The sequence below is a fragment of the Endozoicomonas sp. 2B-B genome (assembly GCF_053470045.1).
The window spans coordinates 4,317,081-4,340,936 of sequence record NZ_JBLZMU010000001.1; the positions used below are offsets into that span (position 1 = coordinate 4,317,081).

Below are 23,856 nucleotides of genomic sequence, written 5' to 3' on the forward strand. Positions count from 1 at the left end.
CTACCGAAGCCTCGCTATAACCTATGCGAGTCTCCCCGGCATAGCCGGGGGTTTACCTAATGATTAATTAATAAATCCCAAATGCGCATTGTAGCCAGTAGCAGAAATGTTTTCACAGAATTCAAGATGCCTTTCAAGACCCGAGGTTGCATCGATGTATGCAGCAGACATCATAACATCAAAGCAAAATGCCTGAGTGTGTGAATCCTGATCTCTCATCCATACTAAAAGACGGTCAACCTCAGATGTATCAGGTGGATTGCGATGTTGAGCGTATAACGCTTGCAGCAAGGGTGGCAAACACAGTGAGCCATCCCTTTGCCTGTATTTGTTAGCCCGGCAGCCCTGCCGCCTGGGACAATGTTGATTATTGCAGAGGAGCTTCAGTAAAACCTGCACCTGCTGCACCGATTGAAGTGCATAAAAATTACCGCTGGAAAACTTGCAGGCAACGCCAATGCTGTTACAACTTTTAACTCGTTTAGTGCGCCGGACCAAATAATCATAAACACCGTGAAACCACGCTGACATGCCCAACAAGACACCGCAGATTTTTCATCGACTGACACAGAATCTACAGACATGCATTATTGAGAACTACTCAGAACTGGATTTGACCATACTGGTTGCTGGCGTAGATTTTGATTCCTGGCTCATCCACTGGAAAAATAGAAAAAACTTTCATACTGCTGCTGGCTAACGCCTGCGTGTGGGGCACCGCCACAGGCGGCGTCCCAGGCAGCTTGCTGCCGACACCACGCACTTGTTAAATGCCGTGCTGATGCTCTACTTTTGAGATTCGAACTTTGAAGGCAGAGTACCACTTTTCATGGCCAAACTTCTGAGCCAATGAATGCTCCGAATTTGCTTTCCATTTTTTTATGGACTCCAGATTTTCCCAATAAGAAACAGTAATACCAATATTTTCTCGTGCAGACTCAAGACCCAGAAAACCCGGCTGAACCGCTGCAAGCTCTACCATCCTTGCTGCCATTTCACTATACCCGTTGTCACATTCATTTCTGACTGAAGTGAATATCACTGCATAATAAGGTGGGCTTGGAGTTTCTGAAATCGAACTCATCTCTAATTCTCTTCTTATTGCACATTGAAACAGAGTAATGCTGGTGTATTTAGAATAATGCTGATCAAGGCATTTAACGCCTGCGTGTGGGGCACCGCCGCAGGCGGCGTCCCAGCCAGCTTGCTGGCGACACCACGCACTTGTTATGTTGCGTATACTTTGACTGTTAATGGATACCAACTTCTGACTGGCAATCAAATTTTTCTCCAGTCCAGCTACTTCCGGGAACCCAAACTACCCTAAAAAAGTATGATCTATTATCATTTTCAAGCCAGCCTAGCTGCATAAACCCAAAATATACCTCCACATTTTTCCATGGCGTTGGAGTCAATCTAGAAAGTTCAGTGATTAAGCTTTTTGATGCGGTTTGCGGGGATGATATATAAATTTCCAGCTTCTTATCACCTATATCACCTGACCATAGCGGAGTTTTTCAAGATAGTTGTCCCGAAAACTGAATTTTAGGCTGCCTTTTTCTCGTTAATTCTTGCTTCAGACAACCGCTCAGGATTCAGTGCAACCGCACCTACAGGCTCCCAGTTTCTGATAACTCCTGACCAGCGCGTTGGATTAGCTTCTCGCGCTTTGGTATACACCTGTTTCCGGTGATTCAGGATTTCCTGATCTCTTTTCTCATGCCGTTGCGCAGGTGTCACAAAGCGGATTGAGCTATGGCGGTGTTCATTGTTATAAAAGCGCTCAAACTTCAGCATCCACTGTCGACTGTGTTCTAACGTCAGAAAACCTTGAGATGGCCACTGAGGACAGTACTTCACCGTTTTAAAGATCGATTCTGCAAATGCGTTATCGTTACTCACCCTTGGGCGACTATGAGAGGGAATAATGCCCAATTCCTCAAGCTTGGCCTTAAAGGTACTCGACGTCATTGGAGCCCCATTGTCTGAGTGCAGTACAAGCGGTGTTTTAGTGCATTTTTCAGCCACCATTGTCCGGTTAATCAGTTCACTGGCTAACTCACCAGACTCACGGCTATGAATCTCCCAACCAACAATCTTACGACTGTAAACGTCCAGTATCAGGTAGAGGTACCAGAACTGGCCGCGTACCCTGGAAGGTATGTAACTGATGTCCCAACACCAGACCTGGTTAGGGCCAGTAGCAACATAGGTTGTCGGCTTGTTGCTTTTCGATCGCTTTCTTGAACGACCGCGGTGGTGCAACTGACCATACTTTTTCAACACACGGTAAAAGCTAGATTCAGAAGCAACGTATACTCCCTTGTCTGCAAGGGCTGGCACGATCTGCGATGGTGGCAGGCTCGCATACTCATCTTCATTACTGATAGTCAGAATACGTTGCTCCTCTTCCTCAGTCAGTTTGTTAGAGGGTACCGGGCGCAAGGCATCCGGGCGTTTGTCCGTTAACACTGCACCATTGTCATCGCGCCAGCGATTCAGTGTTTTCAGGGATATTTCCAATTGTTCAGCAGCCTTCCAGCGAGAAGCGCCGTTTGCTATAGCCTCATCAAACCATGTCAGCAGTTGGCGGCGCTTATCGACAGGTGTCAGTTGTCCTCGCTGTCTATCCCGTAGAAGGCATCGAGCTTTTTTGATAGCACCAGCAGGGCTGCAGCTTCTGCCAACGCCTTGTCTTTACGGCGAAGCTCTTTTTCAAGGCTCTGATTGCGCTTACGCTCTTGTTTTAATTGCTTGCTTTCCTGGTCTGCACGCTGAGAAGCCTGAACAGCACCTGAAATACAAGCGTGCTTCCACTCCTTGACTTGTTGAGGATAAAGCCCTTTTTTACGGCAGTATTCACTTAACTCTGTTTCTGACAAAGCAGCGGTTTCGACGACCACGGCAAACTTGCTTTCAGCAGACCATTGTTCTGATTTTTGTTCGTTCCCTGGCACAGGTAATCCTTTGTCCCGTAGTTTTTTACGCCAATTATACAGGGTTTGTTCGCTGATACCTTCCTCTCTGGCAACATCCGGCACAGAGCGATTGTGTGGTGGTAACAGTTTTTTCAAAACAGCTGATTTACGTTCCTCTGAAAAACGAGGCATATTCAACGTCCATCGCCCACTGTCTAGCTTTTATTGGTTAATCAGTGAGCGGGACAACTATCCTGACACAGCGGGATAGTTGAGGGCTGATATAGCAGGGTATTTGTTTTCTAAGCCTTTTTGACCAACCCTCTTGCCACTTAATTTCACCTATTAATACCGACTCATTTTTGAAACCAACAAAATCAGCTGCCTCGCCAACTTTTCCTGTGTAACACCAAATAGCTGATGGAGTATCAAAAAATAAGTTTGGATCTGCTTTTATAAATTCATGTATATCATTTACTTCATTCCAGCCGGATAAATCAGCAAGTTCTTGAGCACCACCACAATCAACTATTCCTTCACCATATCCTTTGAAAACTGATTTATGCCACTTGATTGATTCAACCTTTTCAGTACATGGCAGGAATTTTTTATTTTTAATATCAATTGTCCACATTTTTTTCATTGTTCATTCCAAGTTTGATGAGCCACATAACGCCTGCTTCAGCCGCACGCCGAAGGCGCGTCGGGTGGAGGGGCGAAGCCCCGGAACGAACTGGAAGCATTTGTTATGTGCGTAGGTTGATTCTATAAACGAAAGCATCCTCTATGAATTGACCATTTATAGTTTCTCTTGAGAGCCTTTCTTTTAATATGTTTTTCTTACTATTGAAAACACTGGCCAATAATTGCAATATCTTGTTTGAATTATCGGTAACACCAATATTATTAAGGGATAAGGTTGAATCTTTATCCGAAAAATCGTTTAAGGCATCTACTACTTTTTTGTAGTACTTTTTTGGCCCTTCAGATTTAACTAATTCTGAAGTAAAGTAAAGCTTCCATGTTTTTTCTTCTGGATAATATAACCAAAATGTTGCAGAAACTTTAGCATCGCTCTTATCAAGTTTTTTGAGAAGAGTTTCACCGACACTAATCATTTCATTCGTTAGGCTTTCGCTTACCAAAATTTCTTTAGCCATTGTAAAATTCCTGATTGTTTATCGATAATTGCTTCAATTAAGTCAATAGCTCTAGTTTTTTCGATATTTGTTTCATATCGGGAGGTTTCTTTCCAGTCTTTAACAACTGCCCAGTTCAATTTAAAAGTTTCACTATCCTGTTCTTCTTTTTTGAGCCTTTGCTTCAGCCCTGCGACACCAACCAAATCAGTTAGGTTGTGGGTATGGCTATCTTGAGCCAACTTCTTGTTTGGAAAGTCAAACTCTTTGACTTGCTTACAAATACAAGCTTTTAAAGCACACTCAACAGAATACCCTGCAAGATAGTAAGCTCCATTGAACTCATCATTTTCAAGCAGTATTATTGCTTCTCTTATCCTTATCGAGGATAAGCTCTCTAACTCAGCCTTATTCATATAGCTAAGATTGCTCTCAAAATCGTATGAAATGGTAAAGATAGCGGATTATGTCATGCTTTGATCTGTTTTTTAACTTTTACTTACTGCTTGGTAGGAGCACATAACGCCATGCTGTGGGGCGCCGCACAGCGGCGTCCCAGCCCCTTTAGGGGCGACACCAGCAACTTGTTAGCATGGCAACCCACCCGCAAGGGCAAATGGTGAATGATGCAGAGGATTAGCAGCTTTCTTGCTGAACTGATTGAAGCGCACAATCTCTGATATTTAAAAGCTTCCAGGCGATAAAGAAGCTGATGCAACTTTGAACTGGCATAGGGCCACTGAGCAAAAGTACCGATAAACTGAAAACCAACGCTGACATGCCCAACGATACACCGCAGATTTTTCAGCGACAGACTTCACACCAGCAGACATGAACTGCTGAGAACTACTGAAAAGTTAGTGTAACAGTGTCTTTTTGCTGGGAGGTTCTAACTCGAAACCCACCATAGACAGTGAACCCAAAAACTCTTTTTAAAAACTGGTCTTTTCACAACCAGAAACTCTCTATTATTGCTGCCTGCTAACGCCTGCGTGTGGGGCGCCGCCGCAGGCGACGTACCAGGCAGCTTGCTGCCGACACCACGCACTTGTTAGGTCTGCATGATTATTTGCCAGTAGCCGACATCCTGCCACTGATTGAACTTAAAACCAACTTTCTTAAAATGAGCAACTTTATTCATCCCTCTTAGGGTAGACATTAAGCTCAAAAAAGCTTCATTTCCAGCGGCAGAACTCACCTTGAACAGCCAAAATAAAGCTTCGCGAAAAGTATCAAGGCTGAACAAGATGAGTATCGCAAATAGTAGACTAGTTCAAAAAAACTGCTGACGTGTTTCGACCGGTCTGAACTTCTCAGTATGGCGGAACAGCTTGGTTTTACTATACGACAGCGAGATATCCGCCCCTTGGACTTTATCCTTTCACTGATTGATGCCCTTGCTGGTGATGGAAACTGCGATACTCAAGCCGATCTCCACCGTAAATTTAATGAGTTGACGGGGCTGAATGTCTCCTATCGTTCCTGGGCAAATCAAGCTAAAAAAGACGCGATGCCTGCTCTTGTCCTCTGGCTATGGGTGCAGTGTCTGGAAGTCTTTACCCGCAAAGTCATGGCGTTTGATGAGGACAGTCCATTTTCAGAGTTCGAGCACATTCTGATTCATGACGGCTCATCGCAGGCTGTCTACAATGCCCTAAAGGAAACATTTCCCGGCAGGTTCTCAACGGTCAGTCCTGCTGCTGTAGAACTTCATACGACAATGGATCTTCTTACCAACAATCTGGTGCGCGTGCAGCTCACTGAAGATACCCGTTCAGAAAGAGACTGTCTGCCACCACTGCCAACCTCCATGGCTAATATCCTGATGCTGATCGATGCCGGTTATTTTGAGTTGGAACGCTTTGCTGCCATTGATGATCGGGAAGGTTCTTTTATCTGCAAGGCACCTCAGAGTATCAACCCGACGATACTCAGCGCAGTACGGGAGGATGGCAAAAATCTGAATCGCTACAAAGGGAAAAAACTTAAGGAAGTGTTGTCTGGCTTCCCTAAAGATCAATGCCTCGACCTGGATGTAGAATGGCCAGGATTCAAAGCCTGGCCATATCGTTTGGTTGTCCGCTGGAATGACAGGAAACTGAAATGGGTATTCGTTGTAAGCAACCTTAACCGGGTTGAGTTCACCCTGAATGAAGTACTTCAGGCCTATCGTCTACGATGGCAAATAGAGCTTATCTTCAAAGAGATCAAGTCCTATTCAGGGTGGCATCGTTTTAACACTAAATCAGCGACACTGGTGTTTAGCCTGATTCTGATGTCCTTCGTGGTTGTGACGTTGAAAAGGTATCTTGCCCATGCTGCACAGGCGAACCTCTATGAAAGTGGAGCCATTGAAGAAATCTCGACGCATAAGGCGATGAAAAGTGGAACCCGACTGTTTGGTAATGTCATTTTATCCCTTATGAATGCAGGAAAGTCTCTGCTCTCACATACAAGGAAGCTGCTCAACTTCTGGGCAGATAATGCGAAACGTGAACACCCTGCACGAGATGGTTGTTCAGGGCGTACAAGATTAGGTCTTTGTGCTGTGGGTGGGGCTTAATGTCTACCTTAAGATTCATCCCTAGCTTTTCATGTAAGGCAATACTTTTTTCATTTGGTAATGTTATACAGCCAATAACTGCTTTAATTTTTTTACTCTGTAATTTATTTAATAACTGTTTATACAATGTGCTACCAAGTCCGTTACTTTGAAAGTTCGGATCGATATAAATGGTAGTCTCTACTGAGAAACGGTATGCACTACGATCATGCCATTTTGAAGCATAAGCATAACCGACTACATCTGAATCATTTATTAAAACAAGCCAAGGTAACCCATTTGATTTTATTTTCTTAACTCTTAAATCAACATCAGACAATGAAACCTCTTCTTCTTCAAACGTAAATGCAGTGTTCCTTACGTAGTGATTATAGATTTCTACAATCCGTTGAATATCACCTTCCTCGACTTCTCTTATCATTATTTCTGCCTCTTAACTGTGATGTATGAGCACACCTAACGCTTGCATAAGCGGTGGCGCGTCAAGCGCCGTCCGCTGGATGCTCTTGTTATGTTTCGGTTCCTTTCATGTACTGCGAATATAATATGTCAGCAAAATCAGTTTCATTTATTTTTTGTATGACCAAATCTCGAACTGCATTTGCTAAAAGCTCATTATCTTCTGTGATTTCATAGTCATTCAGAGAAAGATATTCAAGAGCAACAGCTAATCCTGTGCGTTTATTCGCATCTGGACAGGCATGAGAAACTGCAATAGATGCAGTATATTTAGCAGCTATTTCAAATATATCATCTAAACCTTCGTAAACTATTGCATTATCAATGCGGCTTAATGCTCCTTGCAACTTGGATACATCAACTGTGCCTTTCATCCCTGGCTCAGTAGTAAGAATAAATGCATTGATCTCAATCACACGCTCAAAGGGAAAGCAAATGATATTCATCACATATCAGCCAGTTTTTTGAAAGTTTTAGCGTGAGTTCTTAGAGCAAGCTTTGTTTCTGATTTTATTATTTGCCGCCCAGCATCACCTGAAAGATCAAGCTTCTTTGTTGCTTTTATTTTCGGTCTTTCAACAGGCAGCACACCATAGTCTTCAACTTTTGAATTCATAATTTTTACCTTATTTAAATCTTTGTGGGGTATTATAGCTCGACGGGTTGAGTTGAGAAACATAACGCCTAAATCAGGGGCTGCGCCGCAGGCGCAGTCCCCTGGATTTATTTGGTACGCCCGGCATGGGCATGAACTTATGGGGTGAAAGTCCCCTGTGGGTAAACCAGCATCGGATCTTGAGCCTAATAAGCCAACCGATGATAACCACTAGCTTAAGGCAAGTACAATCCCGCGAGGGGTTGTGCGGAGGCAGTCTGACTGCAAAGGTGCGAGCCGACGGAGACTGGGCGTCCCCCATAAATCGCATACAAGGCCGAGTCTCGTGGGCGAGTGAGCCAATGATCACAAAGCCCTCTGGTTTGAGAGACACGGTAAATGCGGCGGTTGTGCACTGACAGTTCATGTTCTTATCCGGGGAGGTCTGTTCAACATGCGATTGGTTATTCCCAGTTCTCAGCCACTGGTTACAACAGGCTCGGCGAGCAAGATTCATCACCCTGTTCGAGCAAACCCGATGACAACCAATAGCGCCCAAAGGAGTAATCCTGTGTGGTGATTGAACAGAAGTCAGCAGACGTCATAGTAGTTGTTCGACAGGAGTCGTCAGCGAAGGACTGAACACCGATGACAAAGAGGAGACTGATTCCCTCAGCACAGTGCAGCCGTCCGGCGAAACACTGTGTCTGGCGACAGAATCTTTAACCAGCTTTGAACCACGATCTACTAAGTTGTGCACTGGAGCCTGCCAACTTACTGAAGGCATGCGACTGCAAGGATGCAGGAGGTAGGGCGAAGCAGGAGCCAGAGCCGAGAAACAGGTCAGAAGCAACAAGGGTGCTCCCGGCATTGATGGAGTCACCATTGAGGCTTACCCTGACTTTGCTAAACAGCATTGGTCCTCAGTGCGCCAAGCCTTACTGGATGGAACATATAAGCCGTCTCCGGTGCTTCGGGCTATCATTGAGAAACCCGATGGAGGAGAAAGGTTGCTTGGAATTCCTACCGTTCAGGATAGGGTTATACAACAGGCCATAGTGCAGGTGTTAACCCCCATCTTTGATCCCGGATTTTCAAACAGCAGCTTTGGTTACAGACCGGGAAGATCTGCACATGATGCTGTGCAACAGGTTAAACGCTATATCAAACAGGGGCTGCATCAGGCGGTTGACGTTGATCTGAGTCAGTTCTTTGATACCGTCAGCCATGATGTACTCATGTCGAGAGTCGCTCGTAAGATTAACGACAAGCGCCTGCTAAAACTGATTGGTCGCTACCTCCGTGCTGGCGTCATGATTGATGGGCAATGCTACACGACACGGGTGGGTATGCCACAAGGCGGTCCACTTTCACCGCTGCTGTCGAATGTACTTCTTGATGACCTGGACAAGGAACTGGAATATCGGGGTCACTGTTTCGCAAGATATTGCGATGACTTCGTGATATTGGTTCACAGCCAACGGGCAGGGGAAAGGGTGATGGAAAGCATCACCCGGTACCTTGAGCGTCGACTGAAACTGACAATCAACCCGACCAAAAGCAAGGTGGTGAAATCCACTGAGGTCGAGTTCCTGAGTTTTACCTTCACAGGGAAGAGAATCCGCTGGTCACAGAAAAGCCTGCTTCGCTTCAAACGGAAAATCATCAAACTCACCAGCCGTAGCTGGGGAGTCTCGATGGGCTACCGCCTGCGAAAGCTTGCCGAATATATCCGGGGCTGGATGGGTTATTTCAGAATAACCGAATATTACCGTCCTATACCGCTGCTGGATCAATGGATACGTCGGCGCATCCGTTGCTGTTTTATTAAGCAGTGGCGCAAGCCGAAAACCCGTTATCGAAATTTAGTCAAGTTAGGCGTTGATCATATCAAGGCCGCTTCGATTGCAGCCAGCAGCAAAGGGTATTATCGGTTGAGCAAAACCTTTGCAACTCAGCAGGCACTCAACGACAGTTATCTTGCAAATATTGGGCTTGTTTCCCTGAAAGAGTTATGGATCAGGTTTCACTATCCTCGGTGAACCGCCCGGTGCGGACCCGCACGCCGTGGTGGTGTGGGGGCTGGAGGTTAGAGACCTCCGGCTACCCGATTTATACGGATTCTAGAATATTACTGATTGAGCTAATACTTTAACCATGAGCAATACAAATAATATGATTGGAATCCCAATCAAACATAGAAAAATGCTAATCAAAAACTTAGTGATTCGTCTTCTTAAAGGCTCTGGTTTTAGTTCAGGAAATGCTTTCGCATATTCATTTATTTTAGATAAAGCAATATCATTAGCTTTTTTTGCATTTTTGTACTTTAAAGCGTCTGAAACAATAGAGAGAATAAATTCATATGTTGTTTCTAAAGCTGCTTCCTTATATTTATCTTTGACCCAATGACTCTGATAATGTAGTGATTTTTCTTTATAGGTTTTTCCATAAACTAATGATATGGAATTAAAGTTTGATCTGATTTTTGATTTTCTTATTCTTAGTAAACTTATATCAAATACGTCTTCTATTTGCTTTCCTAAAATTGGTTCTCTCACAAGAACAGAGTTCACAACATCAATTAAAAAATACTTCGAATGTAAGAAATATTTGAAAGTTATCACCCAGCCAAAGGCAATGAACAAAATTATCAAAACGGATAAAAACATTCCTGCATTGACATAAAAGGCATATCCAAAAACTAATATCATTAATGTATAAAGAATAGAAAGAACTATTGCTTGCAATAAGCTTCCATTTGACTTTATTTTTATATGACTGTCGTCTTTTATTTCGAAAATTGGATATTTAAGTTTATATGTCATTGTTTTGTATATCCGTATAACGCCTGCTTCAGCCGCGCCGCCGACGGCGGCGTCGGGTGGAGGGGCGAAGCCCCGGAACGAACTGGAAGCATTTGTTATGTGGCGATCTCGATGTATAACGAGCATTTAAAATGGAATTCCAAATTCATCTTCATAATGTTTCTGGCCTTCTGCTTTGACATTTTGTTCTGTCTCAATTAAATGCCATAACTCATTCTGATGCAGCCATATAGGATAAGCGTTTGCTTTAATGAAATCATCAACCGGCATTCCATCAATTTCAGGTTCTTTCTTTACTTTAACCTGATTTCCATTGATGAAAATAAATTCGTATTTTTTTCTCTGCTCAATCTTTCTTTCACGCCGAAGTTTCTTAATTTTTTTAGAAAGAGGTTTTTTCTGAGCTTTCATAATTTGCTGCCATACTAGCTATGCCAATTGTCATAGTGAACTATATTTGCTGAGTTATCCTGCTTTTTTAAACTTGATAAGGGTTCACCACAAAAAGGACAACAGTATATTTCAGAGACTGTTTGCCAGATTGTATCACCTATTTGTTCAAGGTAATGATTTTCTTCAAGATCTGACTCTCTTGCTGTGCGCTCTATTATCATATTCCAGACATGCTTCTCATCGTCAAGAAATTCATTACTGTAGACAATGGTAATTCCTTCTTTTGGCTGAAAATCACATTCATGATATTTATACAATTTAAGACACCTTTGCATATGGTTTGTAATAGCCACATAACGCCTGCATAAGGGCGCCGAGAGCGTCCCTTTGACGCACTTGTTATACGGCTGTTGCCACAAGCATGTGACTTGCCCCTTTTTGGAACTGGTACGGAACAGGCGGAGTTTTTCAAGATAGTTGTCCCGAAAACTGAATTTTAGGCTGCCTTTTTCTCGTTAATTCTTGCTTCAGACAACCGCTCAGGATTCAGTGCAACCGCACCTACAGGCTCCCAGTTTCTGATAACTCCTGACCAGCGCGTTGGATTAGCTTCTCGCGCTTTGGTATACACCTGTTTCCGGTGATTCAGGATTTCCTGATCTCTTTTCTCATGCCGTTGCGCAGGTGTCACAAAGCGGATTGAGCTATGGCGGTGTTCATTGTTATAAAAGCGCTCAAACTTCAGCATCCACTGTCGACTGTGTTCTAACGTCAGAAAACCTTGAGATGGCCACTGAGGACAGTACTTCACCGTTTTAAAGATCGATTCTGCAAATGCGTTATCGTTACTCACCCTTGGGCGACTATGAGAGGGAATAATGCCCAATTCCTCAAGCTTGGCCTTAAAGGTACTCGACGTCATTGGAGCCCCATTGTCTGAGTGCAGTACAAGCGGTGTTTTAGTGCATTTTTCAGCCACCATTGTCCGGTTAATCAGTTCACTGGCTAACTCACCAGACTCACGGCTATGAATCTCCCAACCAACAATCTTACGACTGTAAACGTCCAGTATCAGGTAGAGGTACCAGAACTGGCCGCGTACCCTGGAAGGTATGTAACTGATGTCCCAACACCAGACCTGGTTAGGGCCAGTAGCAACATAGGTTGTCGGCTTGTTGCTTTTCGATCGCTTTCTTGAACGACCGCGGTGGTGCAACTGACCATACTTTTTCAACACACGGTAAAAGCTAGATTCAGAAGCAACGTATACTCCCTTGTCTGCAAGGGCTGGCACGATCTGCGATGGTGGCAGGCTCGCATACTCATCTTCATTACTGATAGTCAGAATACGTTGCTCCTCTTCCTCAGTCAGTTTGTTAGAGGGTACCGGGCGCAAGGCATCCGGGCGTTTGTCCGTTAACACTGCACCATTGTCATCGCGCCAGCGATTCAGTGTTTTCAGGGATATTTCCAATTGTTCAGCAGCCTTCCAGCGAGAAGCGCCGTTTGCTATAGCCTCATCAAACCATGTCAGCAGTTGGCGGCGCTTATCGACAGGTGTCAGTTGTCCTCGCTGTCTATCCCGTAGAAGGCATCGAGCTTTTTTGATAGCACCAGCAGGGCTGCAGCTTCTGCCAACGCCTTGTCTTTACGGCGAAGCTCTTTTTCAAGGCTCTGATTGCGCTTACGCTCTTGTTTTAATTGCTTGCTTTCCTGGTCTGCACGCTGAGAAGCCTGAACAGCACCTGAAATACAAGCGTGCTTCCACTCCTTGACTTGTTGAGGATAAAGCCCTTTTTTACGGCAGTATTCACTTAACTCTGTTTCTGACAAAGCAGCGGTTTCGACGACCACGGCAAACTTGCTTTCAGCAGACCATTGTTCTGATTTTTGTTCGTTCCCTGGCACAGGTAATCCTTTGTCCCGTAGTTTTTTACGCCAATTATACAGGGTTTGTTCGCTGATACCTTCCTCTCTGGCAACATCCGGCACAGAGCGATTGTGTGGTGGTAACAGTTTTTTCAAAACAGCTGATTTACGTTCCTCTGAAAAACGAGGCATATTCAACGTCCATCGCCCACTGTCTAGCTTTTATTGGTTAATCAGTGAGCGGGACAACTATCCTGACACAGCGGGCAGGCTTTATAGTGACATTGATACCGTTGTTTTCAAGGCTCCTCGTCACAGCTGGCAAATGCTTTGATTGTCTATTGTCCAATGATACCAGAGGATATACTCTAACCTCTTTAGATACGCGACAAAGCTCCATGATTGACTCTAGATGCTGTGATTCCGTGAAATGTTCACTGTATAAGAACAGAAAATGAGAACATAAAGCTAGATCAAATTCTTTATCAGAAAATGGTAGATCAGGTAAAGATGCATCAATATACCTGTTTGAGCTTTTACCAGTATCGTAGTCGGAAAGAAAGTTTTTCATTGCTGACATTCTCACAGATTCCAACTTTTTTGAAGACTGGATGCTTAACCAAATATAATTGCTTTGATTTTTATGCATCTGTTCCATAATTTGCGGACGAACTTCATCAATACGGTTGCTTATCTGGGATTTAGAGAATTTATAAATTGGATCTATTGAAGTAATGTCGCCACCTAACAATGTTAGTTCTGCATTAAAGCTGGCAGGTCCATCTCCACACCCGAGAATTTTCTTTCTCTTATCTTCCTCACTTAAGCAAAACATACTTTCATACTCTTCAAGAGTACGCCCCCAAGGGACCACTTTATCTAATTCCACTTACTGATATTCTCTTTATGTAAGACTTTACTGGATGTTTAGGAGCCGTATAACGCCTGCGTGTGGGGCGCCGCCGCAGGCGGCGTCCCAGGCAGCTTGCTGCCGACACCACGCACTTGTTAGGTGCATGGCACGTGGTCAGGGTTTATTTTTGATGTGAGAACATCCCGCTGTGTCAGGATAGTTGTCCCGCTCACTGATTAACCAATAAAAGCTAGACAGTGGGCGATGGACGTTGAATATGCCTCGTTTTTCAGAGGAACGTAAATCAGCTGTTTTGAAAAAACTGTTACCACCACACAATCGCTCTGTGCCGGATGTTGCCAGAGAGGAAGGTATCAGCGAACAAACCCTGTATAATTGGCGTAAAAAACTACGGGACAAAGGATTACCTGTGCCAGGGAACGAACAAAAATCAGAACAATGGTCTGCTGAAAGCAAGTTTGCCGTGGTCGTCGAAACCGCTGCTTTGTCAGAAACAGAGTTAAGTGAATACTGCCGTAAAAAAGGGCTTTATCCTCAACAAGTCAAGGAGTGGAAGCACGCTTGTATTTCAGGTGCTGTTCAGGCTTCTCAGCGTGCAGACCAGGAAAGCAAGCAATTAAAACAAGAGCGTAAGCGCAATCAGAGCCTTGAAAAAGAGCTTCGCCGTAAAGACAAGGCGTTGGCAGAAGCTGCAGCCCTGCTGGTGCTATCAAAAAAGCTCGATGCCTTCTACGGGATAGACAGCGAGGACAACTGACACCTGTCGATAAGCGCCGCCAACTGCTGACATGGTTTGATGAGGCTATAGCAAACGGCGCTTCTCGCTGGAAGGCTGCTGAACAATTGGAAATATCCCTGAAAACACTGAATCGCTGGCGCGATGACAATGGTGCAGTGTTAACGGACAAACGCCCGGATGCCTTGCGCCCGGTACCCTCTAACAAACTGACTGAGGAAGAGGAGCAACGTATTCTGACTATCAGTAATGAAGATGAGTATGCGAGCCTGCCACCATCGCAGATCGTGCCAGCCCTTGCAGACAAGGGAGTATACGTTGCTTCTGAATCTAGCTTTTACCGTGTGTTGAAAAAGTATGGTCAGTTGCACCACCGCGGTCGTTCAAGAAAGCGATCGAAAAGCAACAAGCCGACAACCTATGTTGCTACTGGCCCTAACCAGGTCTGGTGTTGGGACATCAGTTACATACCTTCCAGGGTACGCGGCCAGTTCTGGTACCTCTACCTGATACTGGACGTTTACAGTCGTAAGATTGTTGGTTGGGAGATTCATAGCCGTGAGTCTGGTGAGTTAGCCAGTGAACTGATTAACCGGACAATGGTGGCTGAAAAATGCACTAAAACACCGCTTGTACTGCACTCAGACAATGGGGCTCCAATGACGTCGAGTACCTTTAAGGCCAAGCTTGAGGAATTGGGCATTATTCCCTCTCATAGTCGCCCAAGGGTGAGTAATGATAACGCATTTGCAGAATCGATCTTTAAAACGGTGAAGTACTGTCCTCAGTGGCCATCTCAAGGTTTTCTGACGTTAGAACACAGTCGACAGTGGATGCTGAAGTTTGAGCGCTTTTATAACAATGAACACCGCCATAGCTCAATCCGCTTTGTGACACCTGCGCAACGGCATGAGAAAAGAGATCAGGAAATCCTGAATCACCGGAAACAGGTGTATACCAAAGCGCGAGAAGCTAATCCAACGCGCTGGTCAGGAGTTATCAGAAACTGGGAGCCTGTAGGTGCGGTTGCACTGAATCCTGAGCGGTTGTCTGAAGCAAGAATTAACGAGAAAAAGGCAGCCTAAAATTCAGTTTTCGGGACAACTATCTTGAAAAACTCCGACATGGTCTTGCCATTTTCCTGCAATTTTTAAATATGATTTTGCAAGCCCTTCATGCTCAAAGCCTAATTTATCTAATAATGCGTAAACGCCAAATAAACCCACGCCCTTCAGAATCAAAACCCCATTTGAAATGATTAGCCTCCCGATATAAGGAGGCCAATATGTCAAAGAAATTACCCGCAGACAGTGAATGGCTAGAGCGTGTTCAGTCGTGGCGGGATTCAGGTTTGACTCAGAGTGCGTGGTGCCAACAGCATGGTATAAGGGTATCCAAATTCGGATACTGGAAGCGTAAACTCGACACAACCCCCAGCGTAAAACCGACCCCGAACAACTCTGGCTTTGTCCAGGTAACACCCCAACCAGAACCTGGTGCGCCTTCTCGGATAACACCACTCTCCATCACCCTACCCAGTGGTGTAACAGTGTCCGGTATTGATGAAAGTAACCTGTCGCTTTGTGAGCAACTGGTGAGGGATATGCTATGAACACCCCGGTTATGCGACCGTCAGAGGTATTACCAAAGGTGTTTCTCTACCGGGAGCCGATTGACTTTCGCAAGTCATTTCGTGGGCTTGCTGTGTTGGTTGAACAAGAGCTGGGGCACAACCCCTTTGACGGCTATTTATATGCGTTTACCAACCGGCAGCGTAATAAAATCAAGTGCCTGTTCTGGGAAGATAATGGTTTTGTGCTTTATTACAAGAGCCTGTCTGAGGACAAATTCCACTGGCCCAAACCGGACGAAGAGCTGGTTACATTAACCGGGAAACAATTAAACTGGCTGCTGGACGGCTACAATCTCAATGCCATGCAACCCCATAAAAAAAGGCATTATGAGAGCTGTTTTTAGTCCTGTTTTTCAGGGTTTTATGGTAAAATAGCGACCATGAAATCGACCGCCGACACTCTGATTTTTCAGCCGAAATCCGCACTGGATTTGCCCTTTCATCAGGCTGAGACTAACCCTGAAATGGTCGCCTTGTTTGAGGCGATCCATTCGCAGGAAAGTGTCATTCTTGAAAAAGAAAATGCCCTTCTTGAAAAAGAAAATGCCCTTCTTGAAAAAGAAAATGCCCTTCTTGAAAAAGACGACATTATTCAAAAGAAGTCAGAGGTCATCGATTCTCAAAAAAAACGCATTGCGCAACTGGAAGAGTACCTGAGGCTCTCCCGATCCCGCCTGTACGGAAGAAGCACTGAAAAAAACAACAGCCAGGTCGACATTTTCAACGAGGTGGAGCTGGAAGGCTGCACCGGAGAGCAAGACGAAGCTGAAGGTCAGCCAGAGCAAGAGCCTCCAAAACCACGCAAAAAGAAAACAGGGCGCAAGTCATTTTCAGAGTCTCTGCCCAGAGTGCAGGAACGCTCTGAACTCAGTGAAGAAGAAAAAGCCGGAGCCATTGATACCTTCTTTGTCAAAGTCCGTGAAGAGCTTGATATCGTTCCGACCAAGGTTCAGGTGAAAGAAATTCTGCAAGAGAAAGCAGTCTTTCCAGAAGTCGATGAGCATGGACAGGAGAAGCGGGTCATTAAAGTTGCAGAGCTGCCAAAACACCCACTGCCCAAATCTTCACTCTCTGTTTGCACACTGGCCTGGATCATTGTCTCCAAGTACTGCGACGCACTGCCTTTGTACAGGCAAGAGAATATCCTCAAGCGATACGGTGGCTCTGTCACCCGGACGACGATGGCCAACTCTTTGATTCGGCTGTCTACAGAACTGCGGCCACTCATCAATTTGATGAGAGATCATCAAAAGACCGGTTCGGTGATCCATGCTGACGAAACCCGAATTCAGGTGATCAAGGAAACCAGCAAGTCCATCAACTCTGACAAATATATGTGGGTCAGCCTTGGTGGGCCACCCGGACAAACATCGGTGGTGTTTGAATACGATCCCTCAAGAGGCAAGGAGGTTCCCCTGCGTCTGTTCGAAGGGTTCAGCGGTTACCTGCAAACTGACGGGTATGCCAGTTACGACGCTGTATGCAAACAAGAAGGCATCACCCAGGCGGGTTGCTTCGACCACGTTCGCAGGAAATTTCTGGATGCCAGGAAGGGCGAAGCCAAACCGGGCAAAAAGGTGAAAAACACCCGCGTTAGCAAGGCGAATGTCGCTTTAGGCAAAATCGGTAAGCTTTACGCCATTGAGAAAGAAATAGGAGATCTTCCTCCATCAGAAAAAGCCATCCTGCGTCAGCAAAAGAGTAAGCCACTACTGGACGACTTTCATGTATGGCTGGAGAAAAACATAACCAGGCTAGACCCGGGCAGCCTGTCGCACCAAGCCATGAGCTATGCATTGAACCAATGGCCAAAACTGGTCGTTTACTGTGACAACGGCCACCTGGATATCAGTAATGCCGCAGCGGAAAACACCATCCGCCCCTTCGCTATTGGCCGCAAGAACTGGATGTTTGCAGACACGCCAAAAGGGGCGCAAGCCAGTGCCCTTTTATACAGCCTGATTGAAAGCGCAAAGGTGAATGGTCTGGAGCCTTTCAATTACCTGAACCATATTTTAAAAGAGCTGCCTTACGCCGATACCGTTGAGAAACTGGAACAGCTTCTCCCCTGGAATGTTAAGACAGGCAAAGAATAAGAAATCTTGGGGGCGGCAGCCAGTACGCTGGTTTATTTGGCGCTTACAATAATGCTGCGCTTCGAATATTGGTTGGAATATAGTTTGCCATGATTCTATGAAGATTTAACTCACTAAATATTTGGTTAATTGATGCACTCAAAATCTCTGCCATCAACCCATTACCTTCATACTTTTTCCCAATGGAGTAACCAAGATTGCAAGCCTTAAAGTAGCCAAAGACAATATTTGTGAAGTTGCAAACACCAATTATTTCACTCTTATCGGGAGTTAAAGCTGTTAATTTTATAGAAGATTTTTCCTGAAGGTTCTTATGGTTTTCGCCAAGCATTTCTGAGAAATTTTGCAATGTGAAATAACTGTCACTTCTTTTTGGCTCCCACGGCTGGAGATGGGCTTTATTCTCCAAATAATAAGTTAGCATTAGTTCGGCTTTTTCTATGCCAAGTACTTCAATCACTGTTCTTTCTGTTTTTATTTCCATAGATCGTAGTTCGAATTTTTGGAGCACCTAACGCCATGCTGTGGGGCGCCGCACAGCGGCGTCCCAGCCCCTTTAGGGGCGACACCAGCAACTTGTTAGCATGGCAGCCCACCCGCAAGGGCAAATTGTGAATGATGCAGAGGATTAGCAGCCTTCTTGCTGAACTGATTGAAGCACACAATCTCTGATATTTAAAAGCTTCCAGGCGATAAAGAAGCTGATGCAACTTTGAACTGGCATAGGGCCACTGAGCAAAAAGTACCGATAAACTGAAAACCAACGCTGACATGCCCAACGATACACCGCAGATTTTTCAGCGACAGACTTCACACCAGCAGACATGAACTGCTGAGAACTACTGAAAAGTTAGTGTAACAGTGTCTTTTTGCTGGGAGGTTCTAACTCGAAACCCACCATAGACAGTGAACCCAAAAGCTCTTTTTGAAAACTGGTCTTTTCACAACCAGAAACTCTCTATTATTGCTGCCTGCTAACCCCTGCATGAGCGGCAGCCTTAGGCTGACCGTTCCATGCTGTTGTTATGCGGAAAATTAACACCGAACTAAAGGCGTGAATATGAAAAGTACTGATGGAAGAAACTTCGTTACAGATGACAACACTGGCGGTTTTTTTGTAATTGATTGCGAGTGCTGTGGCCATGTGTTTAACAGCAAAGATGCACACGGCGGTGGTCAGATTGCAGACACAGGTGATTACGACGACTGCTATTGCCCAAAGTGTGGTGCTGCCGATCCGGCAGAAGCAGACAATGCTAATAAGGTTTGGAATGTTCAACAGGCTCGGATAAATGAGTTGGAATCTGCAATCAATCAAACCATTGGCTGGATCAAAGACACCAATGCTCTCAGATCTGAAGACGGTGAGGAATCTTTAAGATTACTGGAGGCTGCGGTTTCCGTATAACGCCATGCTGTGGGGCGCCGCACAGCGGCGTCCCAGCCCCTTTAGGGGCGACACCAGCAACTTGTTAGCATGGCAGCCCACCCGCAAGGGCAAATTGTGAATGATGCAGAGGATTAGCAGCCTTCTTGCTGAACTGATTGAAGCGCACAATCTCTGATATTTAAAAGCTTCCAGGCGATAAAGAAGCTGATGCAACTTTGAACTGGCATAGGGCCACTGAGCAAAAAGTACCGATAAACTGAAAACCAACGCTGACATGCCCAACGATACACCGCAGATTTTTCAGCGACAGACTTCACACCAGCAGACATGAACTGCTGAGAACTACTGAAAAGTTAGTGTAACAGTGTCTTTTTGCTGGGAGGTTCTAACTCGAAACTCACCATAGACAGTGAACCCAAAAGCTCTTTTTGAAAACTGGTCTTTTCACAACCAGAAACTCTCTATTATTGCTGCCTGCTAACGCCATGCTGTGGGGCGCCGCACAGCGGCGTCCCAGCCCCTTTAGGGGCGACACCAGCAACTTGTTAGCATGGCAGCCCACCCGCAAGGGCAAATTGTGAATGATGCAGAGGATTAGCAGCCTTCTTGCTGAACTGATTGAAGCACACAATCTCTGATATTTAAAAGCTTCCAGGCGATAAAGAAGCTGATGCAACTTTGAACTGGCATAGGGCCACTGAGCAAAAAGTACCGATAAACTGAAAACCAACGCTGACATGCCCAACGATACACCGCAGATTTTTCAGCGACAGACTTCACACCAGCAGACATGAACTGCTGAGAACTACTGAAAAGTTAGTGTAACAGTGTCTTTTTGCTGGGAGGTTCTAACTCGAAACCCACCATAGACAGTGAACCCAAAAGCTCTTTTTGAAAACTGGTCTTTTCACAACCAGAAACTCTCTATTATTGCTGCCTGCTAACAGCTATTAGATCTCAAGCAAGTGATATTAGATATTACACTCACACGCTGCATATCCCCCTAAATCAAGAAATATCAACTCACTTGAGATATATCCCGACTTTTCAACCTGTCAAAAAATCATTAATTATCAACAGACTATGGGCCATTTTACATACCGCCCCGAATAGGACGCAAGTGAGTTATTTGCATTTTTGGTTTTCTCTTCAATAATACTGTACAAAATAACAGTTGTTGAGTTTACCATGCCATCTCCTTTTATGACTGAAGTACGCAACACCCTCAGAGTGAAGCGCTATAGCTATAAAACTGAACAGTCCTATTGTTATTGGATCAAGTACTTCATTCGTTATCAACACATGAAGCATCCTCAGTATTTAGGGCCTGATCATGTCAGACAATTTTTGACTTATCTTGCTGTTCAGCGTCGGGTTGCGACTTCAACGCAAAATCAGGCATTGAATGCTCTGAACTTTTTATACAAACAAGTTTTAGGTAGACCTTTGGGGGATGTCAGCAATCTGGTCAAAGCCAAAAAGGCCACAAAGATTCCTGTGGTGTTTGAACGGCATGAAGTGAATGCAATTTTCGCAGTGATCAGCACTGCACATAAGTTACCGGTTCAACTGATGTATGGTTCCGGGTTGCGGCTAATGGAGTGCCTTCGCCTGCGTATTAAGGACATTGATTTCAACCGTATGGCCATTGTTGTTCGCAGTGGTAAAGGCAATAAGGACCGGGTAACCATCTTGCCAGACCAGCTTATTCCTGAGCTAAAAGCTCGCATAAGCGAGGTTCGCCTTCTCCATATCATGGATAAAGAGGCCGGTTTTGGTGAAGTATGGATGCCGGATTCTCTGGCAAAAAAATACCCATCTGAGGCAAAAAGCCTTCATTGGCAGTATCTATTTTGTTCTCACAAGCGTTCAATCGATCCAAGAGATGGACGTGAGCGACGCCATCATATTGATGACAGTACTTTGCAACGAGCAGTAAAACGAGCCATTGAGTTATCCGGTATAGAAAAGAAAGGGAGCTGCCATACTTTCAGACATTCTTTTGCCACGCATTTGCTTGATGATGGCTACGATATACGAACGGTTCAGGAGCTTCTTGGACACAGAGACCTGAAGACAACCCAGATCTATACTCACGTGCTAAACCGTGGTGGCCATGCAGTAAAGAGCCCTTTGTGCAAAATATAACAGGCACGCTACCGCCCGGGGAGTTCCCCAAAACAGCTGAAGAGCACGTATCCCTGCGGCTCAATGGCTTCCTGCCTGTCTGAATGAATAGAATCTATTGAGCGACATTGTGCCAATATTCTCTATAGAAAGGTAGGCAGTAGTGATTATATTTATTGCAGTCTTATATTTTTCGTGATCCATTCACCACGTCTATACGTAGAAAAAGGCATAACAATAGATTGGCTGGCGGGCACGACAAGGAGTTAAGTTATATGGGTTACCGGAGCGGCGATTGATGCAGGCAGGGTCAATATATTATGGCTAAAGTAAGCAAGCGTTTATTAGTCTTTAACGCCGTGTTGTTTCAGCTGGTTTGGTTTATTGCTGTGCAAGGTGACAATCTGTATGCGCTATTGGCATTACTCTTCTTGCTTGTTATGCACTTCACGCTAATGAAACCGGACGCACAGGAGTTACGACTGATCTTTGCCGTGCCAGTCGTTGGTATCGTTGCTGACACTTTAATTATGAATGCAGGATGGATTGAGTATCAGAGTACTGATCATTTTCTTATTCCTATCTGGCTATGCGTTTTGTGGGTTGCATTCGCGACTACTCTTAAACATTCGATGAGTTGGGTATTTAAGACCTTCTGGTTACCTCCATTGGTGGGCTTGCTGGTTGTGCCATTCAGTTATTGGGCAGGCATTAAATTATCAGGGGCTCAGCTTTTGATCCCCATGGAAAGGCTACTGCTGCTGGAAGGCCTGGTCTGGGCTGTTTTATTGACTCTGATTGGCCATACAACAAGAAAACAGGAACAATCCTTATGCTAGCGTCTTTAAACCCAAAATCGATCATTATATTCAACCCGGTTCTACTACTCTCTCCGTTCGCTCAAGCAGATCATCCGTCACTCACCGGTTATGCTTATCATAAGGGAACAAAAGAGCTTGCCTACACAGAAGAGCACACATTCCCGGACTTCCTGTCTCATCATGTTGTTTATAAAGAGACTGACGGAAGTATTTTCGCCAGCAAAACCATCGACTACAGCGATAGCTATATTGCGCCGGATATCATCCAGACAAATCAGCGTAATGGAGAACTGATCAAAACCGAGTTCGTGGACGATGCAATCAAAGTTTCTTACAGAACAAGCTTCGGTGCAGACACTCAACAATCAGACATTGCCTTTTCCCCTGACCTGGTGATCGATGCCGGCTTCGATCACTACATTCGTTTAAACTGGGACGCCCTCATAGCAGAAAAAGAAACAGTGATTCAATACCTGATACCAAGCCACCAACGAAAAATCGATCTCCGCATAAAAACGGTTGAATGCAAAAAATACCTGAAAAAGACTCATATTTGCTTCAATATTGCCGCAGACAGCTGGTTATACCGCATGCTCTCGTCGTCACTTACACTCAGCTATGACAAGCAAAGTCAAAAGCTGATGATTTTCTCTGGCCGCTCTAATATCAGCGATAAGAACGGTGATTATCAGGACGTCACTATTCGCTATCAATTCCATACACCTATTAAAAACCAAGAGATTAGTTATGTTGCGAATTAGCACTCTGCTGATGGTTCTGTTTTTATTTGGCTGCAACTCCGTCGATATCAGTCAATATCAAGATAACCAACCCACTCTCTCATTACCGGAGTTTTTCAATGGTCCTCTGACAGCCCACGGGATTCTGAAGAATCGAAGCGGCGAGGTAATACGCTACTTTAACGCCACCATGACAGGGAGCTGGGACGAAGAGGGGATTGGCACTCTGGATGAGGATTTTATTTTTGACGACGGTGAAAAACAAAAACGTATCTGGACATTCACACCGGATGGCAAGGGCAGCTACCTGGCCAGTGCAGGAGACGTTAAAGAAGCCGTTCCTGTGAAAACATCTGGCAATGCCTTATTTATGGCGTATGTACTGAACATCCTCTACAAGGGTGAACCTCTCGAAGTGTCGATAGACGACAAAATGTACCTGGTCAGCGATAAAGTCATCATCAATGAATCCATCATGACCAAGTTCGGTATCGACTTGGGCTATATTACTCTGACGATCATCAAAGACGGGAATGATACCGGCAGCTGAAGATAGTTTCCGCTTGGGCATTCGATCCATGCAGTAGTTTCATCTGCTTTAATATCTATTCGCGAAAGATATTCAAAGCTGGTGTGGGGCTTCTGTACTGATAGGAGCACTCAGTAATGCACTAA

General features: G+C 44.9%; 27 protein-coding genes and 1 pseudogene. 11 read left to right on the forward strand and 17 right to left on the reverse strand.

All coding sequences use genetic code 11. From position 1 onward, the window contains the following. Positions 1 to 63: 63 nt before the first annotated feature. From ACOMHB_RS16755 to ACOMHB_RS16785, 7 genes are all read right to left on the reverse strand, one after another. Complete coding sequence (locus tag ACOMHB_RS16755; RefSeq protein WP_448217480.1) at positions 64 to 531, reverse strand: hypothetical protein; 468 nt, start codon at positions 529 to 531, stop codon at positions 64 to 66. 235 nt (positions 532 to 766) lie between these two features. Next, positions 767 to 1,084, reverse strand: a complete 318-nt coding sequence (locus tag ACOMHB_RS16760) for an antibiotic biosynthesis monooxygenase family protein (protein WP_448217481.1) — start codon at positions 1,082 to 1,084, stop codon at positions 767 to 769. Between the two features lie 461 nt (positions 1,085 to 1,545). Continuing rightward, positions 1,546 to 3,110 (reverse strand): IS3 family transposase gene (locus ACOMHB_RS16765; protein ID WP_448215008.1). Its coding sequence is split into 2 segments (ribosomal slippage): positions 1,546 to 2,657 and positions 2,657 to 3,110, totalling 1,566 coding nucleotides; the frame shifts between segments, so codons are not numbered across the junction. A gap of 37 nt (positions 3,111 to 3,147) precedes the next feature. Further along, positions 3,148 to 3,561 carry a hypothetical protein gene (locus tag ACOMHB_RS16770; RefSeq protein ID WP_448217482.1) on the reverse strand — a complete coding sequence of 138 codons (414 nt, stop codon included), beginning with the start codon at positions 3,559 to 3,561 and terminating at the stop codon, positions 3,148 to 3,150. 103 nt (positions 3,562 to 3,664) lie between these two features. Then, entirely contained in the window at positions 3,665 to 4,078 is a 414-nt protein-coding gene (locus tag ACOMHB_RS16775; RefSeq protein ID WP_448217483.1) for a hypothetical protein, read from the reverse strand. After that, positions 4,057 to 4,473: a HEPN domain-containing protein gene (locus ACOMHB_RS16780; protein ID WP_448217484.1), complete on the reverse strand. Its 417-nt coding sequence runs from the start codon at positions 4,471 to 4,473 to the stop codon at positions 4,057 to 4,059. Before ACOMHB_RS16780 ends, ACOMHB_RS16775 begins: the two co-directional genes overlap by 22 nt. A gap of 635 nt (positions 4,474 to 5,108) precedes the next feature. Continuing rightward, on the reverse strand, positions 5,109 to 5,303 hold the full coding sequence (locus tag ACOMHB_RS16785; protein WP_448217485.1) for a hypothetical protein: 195 nt from the start codon (positions 5,301 to 5,303) through the stop codon (positions 5,109 to 5,111). 39 nt (positions 5,304 to 5,342) lie between these two features. On the opposite strand from ACOMHB_RS16785, the gene ACOMHB_RS16790 reads away from it, so the two are divergent. Then, positions 5,343 to 6,620, forward strand: coding sequence for an IS4 family transposase (locus ACOMHB_RS16790; RefSeq protein ID WP_448218607.1), 1,278 nt, complete (start codon positions 5,343 to 5,345; stop codon positions 6,618 to 6,620). Here the strand turns inward: ACOMHB_RS16790 and ACOMHB_RS16795 are convergent. The 3 genes from ACOMHB_RS16795 to ACOMHB_RS16805 all read right to left on the reverse strand — a co-directional run bounded on the left by ACOMHB_RS16795 (position 6,523) and on the right by ACOMHB_RS16805 (position 7,695). Next, on the reverse strand, positions 6,523 to 7,041 hold the full coding sequence (locus ACOMHB_RS16795; protein ID WP_448217486.1) for a GNAT family N-acetyltransferase: 519 nt from the start codon (positions 7,039 to 7,041) through the stop codon (positions 6,523 to 6,525). The genes ACOMHB_RS16790 and ACOMHB_RS16795 overlap by 98 nt on opposite strands. Before the next feature lie 88 nt (positions 7,042 to 7,129). Then, positions 7,130 to 7,525: a type II toxin-antitoxin system death-on-curing family toxin gene (locus ACOMHB_RS16800; protein WP_448217240.1), complete on the reverse strand. Its 396-nt coding sequence runs from the start codon at positions 7,523 to 7,525 to the stop codon at positions 7,130 to 7,132. Further along, a complete protein-coding gene (locus ACOMHB_RS16805; RefSeq protein WP_163372918.1) occupies positions 7,525 to 7,695 on the reverse strand; it encodes an acetyltransferase in 171 nt (56 codons plus the stop codon). Before ACOMHB_RS16805 ends, ACOMHB_RS16800 begins: the two co-directional genes overlap by 1 nt. Positions 7,696 to 8,513: 818 nt before the next feature. Here ACOMHB_RS16805 and ltrA point away from each other — a divergent pair. Further along, positions 8,514 to 9,716: pseudogene (gene ltrA, locus ACOMHB_RS16810) on the forward strand (group II intron reverse transcriptase/maturase); the annotation flags it as partial. Positions 9,717 to 9,797: 81 nt separating this feature from the next. On the opposite strand, the gene ACOMHB_RS16815 reads toward ltrA, so the two are convergent. From ACOMHB_RS16815 to ACOMHB_RS16835, 5 genes are all read right to left on the reverse strand, one after another. After that, entirely contained in the window at positions 9,798 to 10,502 is a 705-nt protein-coding gene (locus ACOMHB_RS16815) for a hypothetical protein (RefSeq protein WP_448217487.1), read from the reverse strand. 126 nt (positions 10,503 to 10,628) lie between these two features. Continuing rightward, on the reverse strand, positions 10,629 to 10,913 hold the full coding sequence (locus tag ACOMHB_RS16820) for a hypothetical protein (RefSeq protein ID WP_448217488.1): 285 nt from the start codon (positions 10,911 to 10,913) through the stop codon (positions 10,629 to 10,631). Between the two features lie 14 nt (positions 10,914 to 10,927). Beyond that, the gene (locus tag ACOMHB_RS16825; RefSeq protein WP_448217489.1) at positions 10,928 to 11,248 is read right to left on the reverse strand and encodes a hypothetical protein; all 321 of its coding nucleotides are present in this window, start codon (positions 11,246 to 11,248) and stop codon (positions 10,928 to 10,930) included. A 143-nt stretch (positions 11,249 to 11,391) separates the two neighbouring features. Beyond that, positions 11,392 to 12,956 (reverse strand): IS3 family transposase gene (locus ACOMHB_RS16830; protein WP_448215008.1). Its coding sequence is split into 2 segments (ribosomal slippage): positions 11,392 to 12,503 and positions 12,503 to 12,956, totalling 1,566 coding nucleotides; the frame shifts between segments, so codons are not numbered across the junction. 37 nt (positions 12,957 to 12,993) lie between these two features. Next, positions 12,994 to 13,653 carry a class I SAM-dependent methyltransferase gene (locus ACOMHB_RS16835; RefSeq protein WP_448217490.1) on the reverse strand — a complete coding sequence of 220 codons (660 nt, stop codon included), beginning with the start codon at positions 13,651 to 13,653 and terminating at the stop codon, positions 12,994 to 12,996. Positions 13,654 to 13,894: 241 nt separating this feature from the next. On the opposite strand from ACOMHB_RS16835, the gene ACOMHB_RS16840 reads away from it, so the two are divergent. Beyond that, positions 13,895 to 15,459, forward strand: a protein-coding gene (locus ACOMHB_RS16840; protein WP_448215008.1) for an IS3 family transposase whose coding sequence is annotated in 2 segments (ribosomal slippage) — positions 13,895 to 14,348 and positions 14,348 to 15,459 — 1,566 coding nt in all. Because the reading frame shifts where the segments join, the coding sequence is not laid out codon by codon here. A gap of 3 nt (positions 15,460 to 15,462) precedes the next feature. On the opposite strand, the gene ACOMHB_RS16845 is transcribed toward ACOMHB_RS16840, so the two are convergent. Next, positions 15,463 to 15,666 carry a hypothetical protein gene (locus ACOMHB_RS16845; protein WP_448217491.1) on the reverse strand — a complete coding sequence of 68 codons (204 nt, stop codon included), beginning with the start codon at positions 15,664 to 15,666 and terminating at the stop codon, positions 15,463 to 15,465. On the opposite strand from ACOMHB_RS16845, the gene tnpA reads away from it, so the two are divergent. Genes tnpA through tnpC form a run of 3 tightly spaced genes read left to right on the forward strand, consistent with a single transcriptional unit; the run spans position 15,660 to position 18,103 of the window. Next, entirely contained in the window at positions 15,660 to 15,986 is a 327-nt protein-coding gene (gene tnpA, locus ACOMHB_RS16850; RefSeq protein ID WP_448215653.1) for an IS66 family insertion sequence element accessory protein TnpA, read from the forward strand. The genes ACOMHB_RS16845 and tnpA overlap by 7 nt on opposite strands. Further along, positions 15,983 to 16,351, forward strand: a complete 369-nt coding sequence (gene tnpB / locus ACOMHB_RS16855) for an IS66 family insertion sequence element accessory protein TnpB (RefSeq protein ID WP_448215654.1) — start codon at positions 15,983 to 15,985, stop codon at positions 16,349 to 16,351. The genes tnpA and tnpB overlap by 4 nt, the downstream gene beginning before the upstream one ends. Positions 16,352 to 16,387: 36 nt before the next feature. Next, positions 16,388 to 18,103, forward strand: coding sequence for an IS66 family transposase (gene tnpC / locus ACOMHB_RS16860; protein ID WP_448215655.1), 1,716 nt, complete (start codon positions 16,388 to 16,390; stop codon positions 18,101 to 18,103). A gap of 43 nt (positions 18,104 to 18,146) precedes the next feature. Here the strand turns inward: tnpC and ACOMHB_RS16865 are convergent, their stop codons facing one another. Next, positions 18,147 to 18,587, reverse strand: coding sequence for a GNAT family N-acetyltransferase (locus ACOMHB_RS16865; RefSeq protein WP_448217492.1), 441 nt, complete (start codon positions 18,585 to 18,587; stop codon positions 18,147 to 18,149). A gap of 576 nt (positions 18,588 to 19,163) precedes the next feature. On the opposite strand from ACOMHB_RS16865, the gene ACOMHB_RS16870 reads away from it, so the two are divergent. The 5 genes from ACOMHB_RS16870 to ACOMHB_RS16890 all read left to right on the forward strand — a co-directional run bounded on the left by ACOMHB_RS16870 (position 19,164) and on the right by ACOMHB_RS16890 (position 23,731). After that, a complete protein-coding gene (locus tag ACOMHB_RS16870) occupies positions 19,164 to 19,511 on the forward strand; it encodes a hypothetical protein (RefSeq protein ID WP_448217493.1) in 348 nt (115 codons plus the stop codon). 1,170 nt (positions 19,512 to 20,681) lie between these two features. Next, positions 20,682 to 21,641, forward strand: coding sequence for an integron integrase (locus tag ACOMHB_RS16875; protein WP_448217494.1), 960 nt, complete (start codon positions 20,682 to 20,684; stop codon positions 21,639 to 21,641). Between the two features lie 299 nt (positions 21,642 to 21,940). Next, on the forward strand, positions 21,941 to 22,459 hold the full coding sequence (locus tag ACOMHB_RS16880) for a DUF2878 domain-containing protein (RefSeq protein ID WP_448217495.1): 519 nt from the start codon (positions 21,941 to 21,943) through the stop codon (positions 22,457 to 22,459). After that, the gene (locus tag ACOMHB_RS16885; RefSeq protein ID WP_448217496.1) at positions 22,453 to 23,202 is read left to right on the forward strand and encodes a hypothetical protein; all 750 of its coding nucleotides are present in this window, start codon (positions 22,453 to 22,455) and stop codon (positions 23,200 to 23,202) included. The genes ACOMHB_RS16880 and ACOMHB_RS16885 overlap by 7 nt, the downstream gene beginning before the upstream one ends. Continuing rightward, positions 23,189 to 23,731, forward strand: coding sequence for a DUF3833 domain-containing protein (locus tag ACOMHB_RS16890; RefSeq protein WP_448217497.1), 543 nt, complete (start codon positions 23,189 to 23,191; stop codon positions 23,729 to 23,731). The genes ACOMHB_RS16885 and ACOMHB_RS16890 overlap by 14 nt, the downstream gene beginning before the upstream one ends. The last annotated feature ends 125 nt before the right edge of the window (positions 23,732 to 23,856 follow it).